Genomic DNA, 13,012 nt, shown 5'->3' on the forward strand with positions numbered 1-13,012 from the left:
ATGGCCACCCTGCAGAAAGCCGCGCTCATCGTCGGCGCCGGCGACGCCACCGGCGGTGCCATCGCCCGCCGCTTCGCGCGCGAAGGCTATGCCGCCTGCGTCACGCGGCGCAGCCTCGACAAGCTGCAGCCGCTGGTCGCGCAGATCGAGGCCGACGGCGGCCGCGCGCACGCCTTCGCATGCGACGCGCGCAAGGAAGAGGATGTGGTCGCGCTCGTCGAGCAGATCGAATCGACCATCGGGCCCATCGAGGTGATGGTGTTCAACATCGGCGCCAACGTGCCCGAGAGCATCCTCACCGAAACAGCGCGCAAGTACTTCAAGGTGTGGGAGATGGCCTGCTTCTCGGGCTTCCTCAACGGCCGCGAGGTGGCCAAACGCATGGTGGCGCGCGAGATGCCCAGGAGCGGCCATCGCGGCACGATCATCTTCACCGGCGCCACGGCCTCGCTGCGCGGCGGCGCCAACTTCGGCGCCTTCTCCGGCGCCAAGATGGCGCTGCGCGCGTTGGCCCAATCGATGGCGCGCGAGCTTGGGCCGCAGGGCATCCACGTGGCGCACGTGGTGGTCGACGGGGCCATCGACACCGAATTCATCCGCAGCAACTTCCCCGAGCGCTACGCGCTGAAGGAAAGCGATGGCATCCTGAACCCCGATCACATCGCCGACAGCTACTGGATGCTGCACTCGCAGCCGCGCGACGCCTGGACGCACGAGCTCGACCTGCGCCCGTGGTCCGAGAAGTTCTGAAGAATTCCAGGAAGGAGACAAGAGCAATGACGAAATCCGTCGACTTCTATTTCGACTTCGGCAGCCCTGCCGCCTACCTGGCCGCGACGCAGCTCCCACACGTGTGCGCCGACACCGGCGCGCAGCTGGTGTGGAAGCCCATGCTGCTCGGCGGCGTGTTCCAGGCCACCGGCAACCATTCGCCGGCTGAGATCAAGCCCAAGGGACCGTACATGACGACGGACCTCCAGCGCTTTGCAAGGCGCTATGGCGTGCCCTTCGCGCACAACCCGCACTTCCCGATCAACACGCTGCTGCTGATGCGCGGCGCCACCGGCATCCAGATGAAGGAGCCCGAGCGCTTCGGCGCGTATGTGGATGCGGTCTACCATGCGATGTGGGTGGAGCCCCGGAACATGAACGACCCGGCGACCGTCGGCGCCGTCTTGCAGAATGCGGGCTTCGACGCGCCCGCGCTGCTCGCGCTGGCCGGTGCGCAGGAAACCAAGGACCGGCTCAAGGCCGTCACCCAGGAAGCCGTGGAGCGAGGCGTGTTCGGCGCGCCCACCATGTTCGTCGGCGACGAAATGTTCTGGGGCCAGGACCGGCTCGATTTCGTACGCGAAGCACTCGACGCCGCCTGAGGGCGGCACCACCCGTTTCATTCAAGGATCTTTCTATGAGCGATATCCTCGTCCACACCGAAGCCGGTGTGATGACCATCACCTTCAACCGCGTCGACAAGAAGAACTCGATCACCAGCGGCATGTACGCCGAACTGGCCGACGCGCTGGCCACGGCGGAAACCGATGCGGCCGTGCGCTGCGTGCTGATCCAGGGCGACCCGACCATCTTCAGCGCGGGCAACGACATCGGCGACTTCCTCAATGCACCGCCGGCCACGCAGGAATCGCCGGTGTTCCGCTTCCTTCGGGGCATCGCGACCTTTCCCAAGCCGCTCGTCGCTTCGGTGTGCGGTCCGGCCGTCGGCATCGGCACCACGATGCTGTTCCACTGCGACCTCGTCTACGCGGGCGACAACGCCGCCTTCTCGATGCCCTTCGTGAACCTCGGCCTGTGCCCCGAGGCGGCTTCGAGCCTGCTGGTGCCGCAGATGCTGGGCTACCACCGCGCCGCCGAGGCGCTGCTGCTGGGCGAACCCTTCATGGCCGAGGCTGCGCTCGAAGTGGGCCTGGTCAACCGCGTGGTGCCGCCGACCGAGGCGAACGCCATCGCCCAGGCGCAGGCCCGCAAGCTGGCGGCCAAGCCACTGAGCGCGCTGGTGGAAACCAAGCGCCTGCTGAAGAAGGGCCAGATGCCCGCCGTGCTGGAGCGCATGGGCGAGGAGGGCGCGAGCTTCGGGCGCATGCTGCGCGAACCGGCTGCGCGGGAGGCGTTCAGCGCCTTCATGGAGAAGCGCAAGCCGGATTTCTCCAAGGTCTGACAAGGGTCGGAAGCGCCTTCCGGGGCTTGCACGCTTACACTGTCCTGCGTGCAAGCCTCGGAGACAAGAACGCTCAAGACGCCCGTCCACCGGGCGAATGATGCTACTGAAAAAGTAGCATCCGGCATCTCGCGCAGGCGTACTTTAGGTTTGCTGGCCGGCACCCTGGCCGCCCCCTCGCTGGCCTTGGCGCGCATCCGGCCGCTGCGCATCGGCGTCATCGGTTCATGGTCCGGCCCCTACGCGGGCGGCGGCCGGCAGTTCGATGCCGGCATGTCCGTGTGGCTCGCGGCGCACAACCAGCACATCGCCGGAAGGCCGGTCGAACTGCTGCGGCGCGACGTGCCGGGCAGTGCGCCCGACCAGGCCCGCCGCCAGGCGCTCGACCTCGTGGAAAGCGAGCGCGTCGAGTTGCTCGCGGGCCTGGACTTCAGCTCCAACGCCTATGCCGTCGGCAACGTCGCTACGCAGGCCAGGCTGCCGCTGATCGTGATGAACGCGGCGTCCTCGGGCATCACGGTGCGCTGCCCGTATGCGGTGCGCGTGTCATTCACCATCGGGCAGGTCACGATGCCTTTGGCCCGATGGGCGCTGCAGCAGGGGCTGCGCGACGTCTGCACCGTGGTGGCCGACTACGCCTCGGGCGTCGATGCCGAGAGCGCCTTCGTCTCGGGCTTCACCGCGGGCGGCGGCCGCATCGGCGCGATGCTGCGGGTGCCGCTGGCCACGCTGGACTACTCGGCCTACATGCTGCGGCTGCGCGAACTGAAGCCGCAGGCGGTGTTCTTCTTCCTGCCTTCGGGGCAGATGCCGGCCACCTTTCTCAAGTTCTGGCGCGACCGGGGCATGGCCGACACCGGCATCCGCCTGCTGGCCACGGGCGACGCCACCGACGACCACTACCTGGAAGGCATCGGCGAGCTGGCCGACGGCCTCGTCACCAGCCACCACTATTCGTTCGCCCACGATTCGCCGGCCAACCGGCGCTTCACCGGCGTCTTCGAGACCGAATACGGCAGCCATCTGCGGCCCGGCTATTTCGCGGTCGCGGCGCACGACGCGCTGGAGGCCATCGACGCCGCGATGACCTTGCCGGCCGCACGCGGCAACGCGGGCGGAGAGCGGCTGGTGGATGCGTTCCGCGGGCTGAAGCTGGAGAGCCCGCGCGGCCCGGTCGAGATTGACGCCCACACGCGCGACATCGTGCAGACGGTGTACATCCGCCGTGTGGAGCGGCGCGACGGGCGGTGGGTCAACCGCGAGTTCGAACGTTTCGAGCGGGTGCGCGACCCTGGGGTTTGAGGTTTCGGGGGAGCGGACAGCCGAACGCAGAGGGCGCGAAGGTTCCGCAGAGATCGCAGAAGAAATCCAAAGAAATCTGGTTTTTCTTTCGCGTCCTTCGCGAAACCTTCGCGCCCTCTGCGTTCGGCTGTCCGGCTCCTTCAGCCGCGAATCAGGCGTCCGGTTTCTCGATCGGCCTCGGACGGCCGTTGTCGTCGATGGCCACGTAGGTGAAGGTGGCCTGCGTCACCTTGATGTACTCGCCCTGGGCGCGGAAGCGCTCGGCGAAGACTTCGACCGTGACGGTGACCGAGGTGCGCCCGATGCGCACCAGCTTCGAATAGAACGACAGGATGTCGCCCAGGCGCACCGGCTGCTTGAAGATGAACTCGTTGACCGCCACCGTGGCCTGCCGGCCCTTGGCGTAGCGCGCGGGGATGACGGAGCCGGCCAGGTCGCACTGGGCCATGACCCAGCCGCCGAAGATGTCGCCGTTGGCGTTGCAGTCCGCCGGCATCGGAATGACCTTGAGCACCAGCTCCATGTCGGTGGGCAGGCTCTTGAGGGTGGCGGCGGCCGTGGAGGCGGCACTGGAAGTATCTGACATGGGCACAATCTGGAACAAACAAGCAACCACGATTGTCCCCCATGCGCCGCAGCGGCGAAGCCCTTCCTTCCTCCCACGCCGCCGGCGGCCAGGCGCCGGCACCCGCAGGCGATCGCTCCGACTGGGCGACCCTGCGCCGGCTGTTCCCCTATCTCTGGCAGTACAAGTGGCGCGTGCTCGCCGCGCTGGCCTTCATGGTCGGCGCCAAGGTGGCCAACGTCGGCGTGCCGGTGCTGCTGAAGAACCTGGTCGACACGATGACGCCCAAGCCCGGTGCTCCGGACTTGGCCCAGGCGCTGCTCATCGTGCCCATCGGGCTGCTGCTGGCCTACGGGCTGCTGCGCTTCTCGACCTCGCTGTTCAGCGAACTGCGCGAGCTGATCTTCGCCAAGGCCACCGAGGGCACGGCCCGGCAGATCGCGCTGGAGGTGTTCCGCCACCTGCATTCGCTGAGCCTGCGCTTTCACCTGGAGCGCCAGACCGGCGGCATGACGCGCGACATCGAGCGCGGCACGCGCGGCGTGCATTCGCTGATCTCGATGTCGCTCTACAGCATCGTGCCCACCATCATCGAGCTGGTGCTGGTGCTCACCATCCTGGGCGTGAAGTTCGATGCCTTCTTCGTGTGGATCACGGTGGCGGCGCTGGTTCTGTACATCGTCTTCACCGTCACCGTGACCGAGTGGCGCACGAAGTTCCGCAAGACCATGAACGAGCTCGACTCGGTGGCGCAGAGCCGCGCGGTCGATTCGCTCCTGAACTACGAGACCGTCAAGTACTTCAACAACGAGGACTTCGAGGCCGGCCGCTACGACGCCAGCCTCGACCGCTACCGCAAGGCCGCCATCAAGAGCCAGCGCACGCTGAGCATGCTCAACACCGGCCAGCAGGCGCTCATCGCGATCAGCCTGGTGCTGATGCTGTGGCGCGCGACCTCGGGCGTGGTCGACGGGCGCATGACGCTGGGCGACCTGGTGATGGTCAACGCCTTCATGATCCAGCTCTACATTCCGCTCAATTTCCTGGGCGTGATCTACCGCGAGATCAAGCAGAGCCTGACCGACCTCGACAAGATGTTCGTGCTGATGGAAAAGGAGCGCGAGGTGCGCGACGCGCCCGATGCGCGGCCGCTGGCCGGCGTGGATGCCACGGTGCGCTTCGAGGACGTGAGCTTCGCCTACGAGCCCGCCCGGCCCATCCTCAAGCACGTGAGCTTCGAGATCCCGGCCGGCAAGACGGTGGCTGTGGTCGGCCCCTCGGGCTCGGGGAAGTCGACGCTGGCGCGGCTGCTGTACCGCTTCTATGACGTGCAGCAAGGCCGCATCACCATCGGCGGCGAGGACATCCGCGAAGTGACGCAGTCGAGCGTGCGCAAGGCCATAGGCATCGTTCCGCAGGACACGGTGCTCTTCAACGACACCGTCGAATACAACATCGCCTACGGCCGCCCGGGCGCCACGCGTGAAGAGGTGGAAGCCGCCGCCCGCGCCGCGCGCATCCACGACTTCATCGTCGCCACGCCCAAGGGCTACGAAACGACGGTGGGCGAGCGCGGCCTGAAGCTCTCGGGCGGCGAGAAGCAGCGCGTGGCCATCGCCCGCACGCTGCTGAAGAATCCGCCGATCGTGATCTTCGACGAGGCCACCTCGGCGCTCGACTCGGCCAACGAGCGCGCGATCCAGTCCGAACTCAAGAATGCCGCGCAGGGCAAGACCACGCTGGTCATTGCGCACCGGCTGTCGACGGTGGTCGATGCGCACGAGATCCTGGTGCTCGAAAGCGGCGTGATCGTCGAGCGTGGCACGCATGCGCAGCTGCTCGCGAAGCAGGGGCGCTACGCGCAGATGTGGGCTTTGCAGAAGAGCGAAGCAGCACCGCTGATGTAGCGCGATCATCCGTTCCTTCTTTTTTATCGATTCCAGGAGTTCAGACGTGCCGAACAAGATCCCCCTGCTGGTGCTCAACAGCCTCTCGAGCGCCCACCAGGCCCAGATCGCCGAGGTCTACGACATGACCTACGCCTTCGACCCCGGGCAGCGCGCGGCCGCCATCGCCGAGCACGGCAGGAAGTTCCGCGCGGTGCTGACCATCGGCGTGATCGGCATCACGCCCGAGGAGATCGACGCGATGCCCGCGCTGGAGCTGGTCTGCTGCATGGGCGCGGGCTACGAAGGCGTGCCGCTCGAGGTGACGCGCGCCCGCGGCATCGCGACCGCCAACGGTGCCGGCACCAACGACGACTGCGTGGCCGACCATGCCTTCGGCCTCCTGATCGGCATCGTGCGTGAGTTCCGCAAGCTCGACCGGCTGTGCCGCGAAGGCGTGTGGCGCGAAGCGATTCCGCAGCCGCCGAACGTGTCGGGCAAGAAGCTGGGCATCCTGGGCATGGGCACCATCGGCCAGAAAATCGCCAAGCGCGCCGCGGCCTTCGACATGGAAGTGGGCTATCACAACCGCAAGCCGAAGGAAGGCGCGGCGCAGCGCTACTTCGACGACCTGAAGTCGCTCGCCGCATGGGCCGACTTCCTCGTGCTGGCCGCGCCGGGCGGCCCGGCGACGAAGCACCTGGTCAATGCCGAAGTGCTCGATGCGCTGGGGCCGCAGGGCTACCTGGTGAGCATCGGCCGCGGCAGCGTGGTCGACACCGAGGCGCTGGCCGCGGCGCTGCGCGAGAACCGCATCGCCGGTGCAGGCCTCGACGTGTACGAGAGCGAGCCGAAGCGGCCCGAGCCGCTGATCGGGCTGGACAACGTGCTGCTCACGCCGCACATGGCGGGCTGGTCGCCCGAGGCGACGCAGAAGTCGGTGGACCACTTCCTCGCGAATGCCGAAGGGCACTTCGCGGGGCGCGGCGTCGTCACGCCGATCTGATGCATCTGCTCTTTCCCCCGCCGGGGGAGGGAGTCAAGCCAATACCGAGGGGCGGCGCGCCGCCCAGCCGCATGCCTGGTCATACGCATGCCCGAGCCGCAGCACCTCGAGGTCCGAATGGATCGGCCCCGCCAGCTGCAGTCCCATCGGCAACCCGCCTTCGCCGAAACCCGCGCGCACGTTCAGCGTCGGAAGCCCTGCCAGCGTGAAGGGCGTGACGATTTCCATCCAGCGGTGATAGGTGTCGCTCTTCACGCCGGCCACTTCGGAAGGCCAGTGCAACTCGGCGTCGAAGGGAAAGACCTGCGCCGTCGGCGCCAGCACGAAGTCGAAGCGCTCGAAGAGCTTGAGAAAGGCGCGGTACACGTTCGAGCGGTACACCGAAGCCTGGTAGAGCGAGGCCGCGTCGAGGTGCCGGCTCTGCTCGATCTCCCATTGCGCCTCGGGCTTGAGCTGCGCGAACAGCTTCGGATCGCTCAGGTAGGCGCCCAGCTTGCCGCCCACCAGCAGCTGCCGCAGTCGCAGCCAGGCGCTCCAGTTGTGCTCGCGAGGCACGTCGAGCGTGCAGGGCTCGACCTCGCAGCCGATGTCGCGGAAGGTGCCGAGTGCCTTCTCGCCGAGTTCGCGGATGCCGGCTTCCAGCGGCAGGTCGGGCCAGATGCTGCCGAGCCAGCCGATGCGCAGGCCCTTGGCGTCGCCCTCCAGCCGCAGTTCGTCAGGCGAGGTCAGGGCGTGCGGCGACGACAGCGGCACGCGCGCGTCGAAGCCCGCCTGCACGGCCAGCAGCCGCGCCGCGTCTTCCACCGTGCGCGCCATCGGGCCTTCGCAGCCCAGCTGCTGGAAGAAGAGTTCCTCGTCGGGGTTGCCCGGCACGCGCCCGCGCGAGGGCCGCATGCCGATCACGTTGTTGAAGGCCGCCGGGTTGCGAAGCGACCCCATCATGTCGCTGCCGTCCGCCACGGGCAGGATGCCCAGGGCCAGCGCCACGGCCGCACCGCCGCTGCTGCCGCCCGCGCTGCGCTCGGGCGCGTAGGCGTTGCGGGTGATGCCGAACACCGGGTTGTAGGTGTGCGAGCCGAGCCCGAACTCGGGCGTGTTGGTCTTGCCGATGACGATGGCGCCGGCGGCTCTGGCGCGCGCCACGTGCAGGCTGTCTGCGCGGGCGGCGGAGCGCGGGGACAGCGGCGAACCCATGGAGGTCGGCAGGCCTGCGGCATGGCTCAGGTCCTTCACCGCCAGCGGAAAGCCGTGCATCCAGCCGCGCCGTTCGCCACGCGCCAGCTCGGCGTCGCGCTCGTCCGCCTCGGCCAGCGACTGCTGCGGATCGCGCAGCGACACGATGGCGTTGAAGCGCGGGTTCAGCGCCTCGATGCGGGCCAGCGAGGCCTGCATCAGTTCCCGGCAGGACACCTCGCGCGCGGCGATGCGACGGGAGAGTTCGGTGGCGCTGAGGTCGAGCAGGTCGGCTTGAGGCATGGCGGATGAGGGAAAAGGAGGGGGCGCCCAGTATGGCGCGGCGCTCGCATAATCGCCGCGTATGGAAACAAAGTGGCTCGAAGACTTCATCAGCCTTGCGGAAACCCGCAGCTTCAGCCGCTCGGCCCAGTTGAGGCACGTGACGCAGCCGGCGTTCTCCCGCCGCATCCAGGCGCTCGAAGGCTGGGCCGGCACCGACCTGGTGGACCGAAGCTCGTACCCGACCCGGCTCACGCCTGCGGGGCAGACGCTCTACAGCCAGGCCATCGAGATGCTGCAGTCGCTGCAGAGCACCCGCGCCATGCTGCGCGGCCACTCGGCCGCCGGGCAGGACGTGATCGAGATCGCGGTGCCGCACACGCTGGCCTTCACCTTCTTCCCCTCTTGGGTGACGAGCCTCAGGGAGCATTTCGGGCCCATCAAGAGCCGGCTGATCGCGCTCAACGTGCACGACGCGGTGCTGCGCCTCGTCGAAGGCAGCTGCGACCTGCTGATCGCCTACCACCACCCCTCGCAGCCGCTGCAGCTCGACGCCAACAAGTACGAGATGGTCAGCCTCGGCCAGGAAACCGTGGCCCCCTGGGTCAAGGCCGACGCCGAGGGCGCGCCGCGCTACCGCCTGCCGGGCCGCCCGGGCCAGCCGCTCCCGTACCTGGGCTATGCGCCGGGCGCCTACCTGGGCCGCGTGGTCGACCAGCTGCTGAAGGAGTCGGGCACCGCCATCCACCTCGACCGGGTCTACGAGACCGACATGGCCGAGGGCCTGAAGGTGATGGCGCTCGAAGGGCACGGCATCGCCTTCCTGCCGCAGAGCGCGGTGCGCAAGGAGATCAAGGCGCGCAAGCTGGTGAGCGCGCTGCCGCCGGAGATCGACAGCCTGGAGGCGACCATGGAAATCCGCGCGTACCGGGAGCGCCCCGGCACACCGGCTCCGCTCAAGGCCGGCGCCGGCCGCGCCGCGCTGAAGGCGGCCGACACCCTGCAGCCCAAGCGCACGGCCGATGCGCTGTGGTCCTATCTCGTCGGCACCCAGCCGCAGCGCTGACGGCAGGGCGGCTTCACCGGAATTTGTGCATCGCACAATCTATAAATGCCGCGCATAGGCCCTCCCGCAAAAGGCATTGGCGCACCGAATCCGGCGCCACTACAGTCGCGGCTGCTTTTCGCTGTCACGATCCCAACCCACGGCACGCGCCCTGCGCGTGCTTTTTTTTAAGCCGAGGAACCTCCCATGAGCTCCAATTTCAGGACGGAACACGACTTCCTCGGCGAGAAGCAGATCCCCGCCATCGCCTACTGGGGCGTGCATACGGCGCGAGCGGTCGAGAACTTCCCCATCTCCGGCACCCGCATCTCGGCCATGCCCGACCTGGTGCGCGCGCTGGCCTACGTGAAGAAGGCCGCCACCCGGGCCAACGCCGACCTCGGCGCCATCGACCGCGACCGCGCCGCGGCCATCATCCTGGCCTGCGACGACATCGTCGAGGGCAAGCTGCTCGACGAGTTCGTGGTCGACGTGATCCAGGGCGGCGCCGGCACCTCGACCAACATGAACGCCAACGAGGTCATCTGCAACCTCGCGCTGGAGAAGCTGGGCCACGAGAAGGCGCGCTACGACGTGCTGCACCCCAACGACCACGTCAACGCCTCGCAGAGCACCAACGACGTGTACCCCACCGCGGTGCGCCTGGCGCTGTGGTTCGCCATCGGCCGGCTGCTCGAGTCGATGGCTTCGCTGCGCCGCGCCTTCGAGGCCAAGGCGCTGGAGTTCAAGGACATCCTCAAGATCGGCCGCACCCAGCTGCAGGACGCCGTGCCGATGACGCTGGGCCAGGAGTTCCTGACCTACGCCGTCATGATCGAGGAGGACGAGGCCCGCCTGCGCGAGGCGCGCGCCCTCATCGAGGAAATCAACCTCGGCGCCACCGCCATCGGCACCGGCATCAACGCGCCGCACGGCTACGCGAACCTGGCCTGCCAGTACCTCGCCGAGCAGACCGGCGTGCCGCTGAAGCAGGCCGCCAACCTGGTCGAGGCCACGCAGGACACGGGCGCCTTCGTGCAGCTGTCGGGCGTGCTCAAGCGCGTGGCGACCAAGCTCAGCAAGACCTGCAACGACCTGCGGCTGCTCTCCAGCGGCCCTCAGGCCGGCTTCGGCGAGATCCGGCTGCCGGCGCGGCAGGCGGGCTCGTCGATCATGCCGGGCAAGGTCAACCCGGTGATCCCGGAAGTCATGAACCAGGTGGCGTTCGAGGTCATCGGCAACGACATCACCGTGACGCTTGCATCCGAAGCCGGCCAGCTGCAGCTCAACGCCTTCGAGCCGATCATGGGCTGGAGCCTCTTCAAGAGCATCCAGCACCTGGGCCGCGCGTGCACCACGCTGCAGCACAACTGCGTGGAGGGCATCGAGGCCAACCGCGAGTTCCTTGCGAAGCGGGTGCGCGAGTCGGTCACGCTGGTCACGGCGCTGAACCCGCTCATCGGCTACGAGAAGGCCGCGCTGATCGCCAAGACCGCCCTGGCCACGGGCGGGCCGATCGACCTGGTGGCCGAGTCGCTGGGCATCATGACCCGTGCCGAGATGGACGCGCTGCTGGTGCCGGAGAACCTGACGCAACCTGTAAGATTGGCCGCACCCGTTCCCCCCGCGGCCGTGCCGACAGGCACGAAGGCTGCTAACCCCCTGCCATCGGCGTCATGAAGAGGCCCTCGCACCAGACGGGCGCCCACCCCTGCGCGAAACTGCACATTCAGTGTGCCGTGCACCGGGGTGGTTACCGATGTGCCCAAGCACGGTGTGTGTCTAGAATTTGTTTCTTTCTGTCTATTTCCCAAGGAGTCTTCTGATGAAAAAGCAATTGCTCGCGCTGGCAGTGACGGCGTTCGTGGCAACCGGCGCGTTCGCGCAGGCCACCGATACCCTCGCCAAGATCAAGGAGCGCGGCGCAGTCAACCTCGGCGTGCGTGACTCTTCCGGCCTGGCCTACACCCTGGGCGGCGGCAAGTACGTCGGCTTCCACACCGAAATGGCCGAGAACATCATCAAGGACCTGAGCAAGGACCTCGGCAAGCCCCTGACCATCAACTACCAGGTGATCACCTCGCAGAACCGCGTGCCCCTGGTCCAGAACGGCACCATCGACTTCGAGTGCGGCTCCACCACCAACAACGCGGCCCGCCAGAAGGACGTCGATTTCGCCTACACCACCTACGTGGAAGAAATCCGTATCCTCACCAAGGCCAATTCCGGCATCAACGGCATCGCCGACCTGAAGGGCAAGGTCGTGGCCACCACCACCGGCACCACCTCGGTCCAGACGCTGCGCAAGAACAAGCGCGCCGAAGGCGTCGACTTCAAGGAAGTCATGGGCAAGGACCACGCCGACAGCTTCCTGCTGCTCGAATCGGGCCGCGCCGATGCCTTCGTGATGGACGGCTCCATCCTGGCCGCCAACGCCGCCAAGTCGAAGAACCCCAAGGACTTCAAGATCGTCGGCGAAGTGCTGTCGGTCGAGCCCATCGCCTGCATGCTGCCCAAGGGCGACGCCAAGCTGAAGAAGGCCGTCGACGACAGCATCGTGCGCCAGATCAAGGACGGCTCGCTGGCCAAGCTGTACGACAAGTGGTTCATGCAGCCGATCCCCCCGAACAACGTCAACCTGAACATGCCGGCTTCGGAAGGCACCAAGGCCGCATGGGCCAACCCGAACGACAAGCCCATGGAAGCCTACGCCCCCAAGTAAGGCGTCGCGAGACCTGAAAAGCCAAGCCCGCGCGGCACCCTGCCGACGCGGGCTTTTCGATGCAATGGGCGCGGGCCCTGACCCGCGAAGGAGGATGGATGCTGAACCTGGACATGTCGGTCTTTTGCCAGGACACGCTCACCAATGAAGTGGTCGCAAGCTGCTTCGCACGCGGATCGGACCAGACCTATCTGCAATGGATGTTGACTGCATGGGGCTGGACCGTGAGCGTGGCGCTCACGGCCCTGTTCCTGGCGCTGGTCGTGGGCTCGATCATCGGCACGTTGCGCACGCTGCCCGACAGCCCCTGGCTGGTCCGGTTCGGCAACGCGTGGGTGGAGCTGTTCCGCAACGTCCCCCTGCTGGTCCAGGTGTTCATCTGGTACTTCGTGCTGCCCAAGATGATCCCGCCGATGCGCGACCTGCCGCCTTTCGTGCTGGTGGTCTGCGCGCTGGGCTTCTTCACCTCGGCGCGTATCGCCGAGCAATTGCGCTCGGGCATCCAGGCGCTGCCGCGCGGCCAGCGCTACGCGGGCATGGCCGTGGGCTTCACGACGCCGCAGTACTACCGCTTCGTGCTGCTGCCCATGGCGTACCGGATCATCATGCCGCCGCTGACCAGCGAATCGATGAACATCTTCAAGAATTCGTCGGTGGCCTTCGCGGTGTCGATTCCCGAGCTCACGCAGTTCTACCTGCAGGCCGGTGAAGAGACCTCGGCCCAGATCCCGATCTACATCGGCGTGATCGCTCTCTACGTCATCAGCGCCATGCTGATCAACCGCATCATGACCTTCATCGAGCGCAAGGTGCGCGTGCCGGGCTTCGTCGCCGCCGGCGGCACGGGGGGCCACTGAC

The 13,012-nt window shown here is 67.3% G+C and carries 12 protein-coding genes; 10 read left to right on the forward strand and 2 right to left on the reverse strand.

Annotation, left to right across the window (positions count from 1 at the left end):
- From ABL843_RS04260 to ABL843_RS04275, 4 genes are all read left to right on the forward strand, one after another.
- Complete coding sequence (locus ABL843_RS04260; protein ID WP_418119096.1) at nt 1-750, forward strand: SDR family oxidoreductase; 750 nt, start codon at nt 1-3, stop codon at nt 748-750.
- A 26-nt stretch (nt 751-776) separates the two neighbouring features.
- Nucleotides 777-1,373, forward strand: a complete 597-nt coding sequence (locus ABL843_RS04265) for a 2-hydroxychromene-2-carboxylate isomerase (protein ID WP_184634532.1) — start codon at nt 777-779, stop codon at nt 1,371-1,373.
- A gap of 35 nt (nt 1,374-1,408) precedes the next feature.
- Entirely contained in the window at nt 1,409-2,173 is a 765-nt protein-coding gene (locus ABL843_RS04270; RefSeq protein WP_418119097.1) for an enoyl-CoA hydratase, read from the forward strand.
- Between the two features lie 195 nt (nt 2,174-2,368).
- Nucleotides 2,369-3,475: an ABC transporter substrate-binding protein gene (locus ABL843_RS04275; protein ID WP_418120435.1), complete on the forward strand. Its 1,107-nt coding sequence runs from the start codon at nt 2,369-2,371 to the stop codon at nt 3,473-3,475.
- Nucleotides 3,476-3,626: 151 nt separating this feature from the next.
- Here ABL843_RS04275 and ABL843_RS04280 read toward each other — a convergent pair whose 3' ends face one another.
- Nucleotides 3,627-4,061 carry an acyl-CoA thioesterase gene (locus tag ABL843_RS04280; RefSeq protein WP_184634536.1) on the reverse strand — a complete coding sequence of 145 codons (435 nt, stop codon included), beginning with the start codon at nt 4,059-4,061 and terminating at the stop codon, nt 3,627-3,629.
- Nucleotides 4,062-4,102: 41 nt separating this feature from the next.
- Between ABL843_RS04280 and ABL843_RS04285 the strand changes: the two genes are divergently transcribed.
- Nucleotides 4,103-5,947, forward strand: coding sequence for an ABCB family ABC transporter ATP-binding protein/permease (locus tag ABL843_RS04285; protein WP_418120436.1), 1,845 nt, complete (start codon nt 4,103-4,105; stop codon nt 5,945-5,947).
- A gap of 46 nt (nt 5,948-5,993) precedes the next feature.
- Complete coding sequence (locus ABL843_RS04290; RefSeq protein WP_418119098.1) at nt 5,994-6,932, forward strand: 2-hydroxyacid dehydrogenase; 939 nt, start codon at nt 5,994-5,996, stop codon at nt 6,930-6,932.
- Nucleotides 6,933-6,965: 33 nt separating this feature from the next.
- Here the strand turns inward: ABL843_RS04290 and ABL843_RS04295 are convergent, their stop codons facing one another.
- Nucleotides 6,966-8,408: an amidase gene (locus ABL843_RS04295; protein WP_418119099.1), complete on the reverse strand. Its 1,443-nt coding sequence runs from the start codon at nt 8,406-8,408 to the stop codon at nt 6,966-6,968.
- 61 nt (nt 8,409-8,469) lie between these two features.
- On the opposite strand from ABL843_RS04295, the gene ABL843_RS04300 reads away from it, so the two are divergent.
- From ABL843_RS04300 to ABL843_RS04315, 4 genes are all read left to right on the forward strand, one after another.
- Nucleotides 8,470-9,453, forward strand: coding sequence for a LysR substrate-binding domain-containing protein (locus ABL843_RS04300; protein WP_126021525.1), 984 nt, complete (start codon nt 8,470-8,472; stop codon nt 9,451-9,453).
- A gap of 186 nt (nt 9,454-9,639) precedes the next feature.
- Nucleotides 9,640-11,112, forward strand: a complete 1,473-nt coding sequence (locus ABL843_RS04305) for an aspartate ammonia-lyase (protein ID WP_126021524.1) — start codon at nt 9,640-9,642, stop codon at nt 11,110-11,112.
- A 145-nt stretch (nt 11,113-11,257) separates the two neighbouring features.
- A complete protein-coding gene (locus ABL843_RS04310) occupies nt 11,258-12,154 on the forward strand; it encodes a transporter substrate-binding domain-containing protein (protein WP_126021523.1) in 897 nt (298 codons plus the stop codon).
- Nucleotides 12,155-12,252: 98 nt separating this feature from the next.
- Nucleotides 12,253-13,011, forward strand: a complete 759-nt coding sequence (locus ABL843_RS04315) for an amino acid ABC transporter permease (protein WP_375792069.1) — start codon at nt 12,253-12,255, stop codon at nt 13,009-13,011.
- The last annotated feature ends 1 nt before the right edge of the window (nt 13,012 follow it).

Origin of the sequence: Variovorax sp. 350MFTsu5.1 (assembly GCF_048302515.1) — a bacterium.
Taxonomy (GTDB): domain Bacteria; phylum Pseudomonadota; class Gammaproteobacteria; order Burkholderiales; family Burkholderiaceae_C; genus Variovorax; species Variovorax guangxiensis.

Coding starts and splice junctions, on each gene's coding strand:
- ABL843_RS04310 (WP_126021523.1), top strand. CDS start 11,258: ATGAAAAAGCAATTGCTCGCGCTGGCAGTGACGGCGTTCGTGGCAACC.
- ABL843_RS04265 (WP_184634532.1), top strand. CDS start 777: ATGACGAAATCCGTCGACTTCTATTTCGACTTCGGCAGCCCTGCCGCC.
- ABL843_RS04285 (WP_418120436.1), top strand. CDS start 4,103: ATGCGCCGCAGCGGCGAAGCCCTTCCTTCCTCCCACGCCGCCGGCGGC.
- ABL843_RS04315 (WP_375792069.1), top strand. CDS start 12,253: ATGCTGAACCTGGACATGTCGGTCTTTTGCCAGGACACGCTCACCAAT.
- ABL843_RS04295 (WP_418119099.1), bottom strand. CDS start 8,408: ATGCCTCAAGCCGACCTGCTCGACCTCAGCGCCACCGAACTCTCCCGT.
- ABL843_RS04260 (WP_418119096.1), top strand. CDS start 1: ATGGCCACCCTGCAGAAAGCCGCGCTCATCGTCGGCGCCGGCGACGCC.
- ABL843_RS04300 (WP_126021525.1), top strand. CDS start 8,470: ATGGAAACAAAGTGGCTCGAAGACTTCATCAGCCTTGCGGAAACCCGC.
- ABL843_RS04280 (WP_184634536.1), bottom strand. CDS start 4,061: ATGTCAGATACTTCCAGTGCCGCCTCCACGGCCGCCGCCACCCTCAAG.
- ABL843_RS04305 (WP_126021524.1), top strand. CDS start 9,640: ATGAGCTCCAATTTCAGGACGGAACACGACTTCCTCGGCGAGAAGCAG.
- ABL843_RS04270 (WP_418119097.1), top strand. CDS start 1,409: ATGAGCGATATCCTCGTCCACACCGAAGCCGGTGTGATGACCATCACC.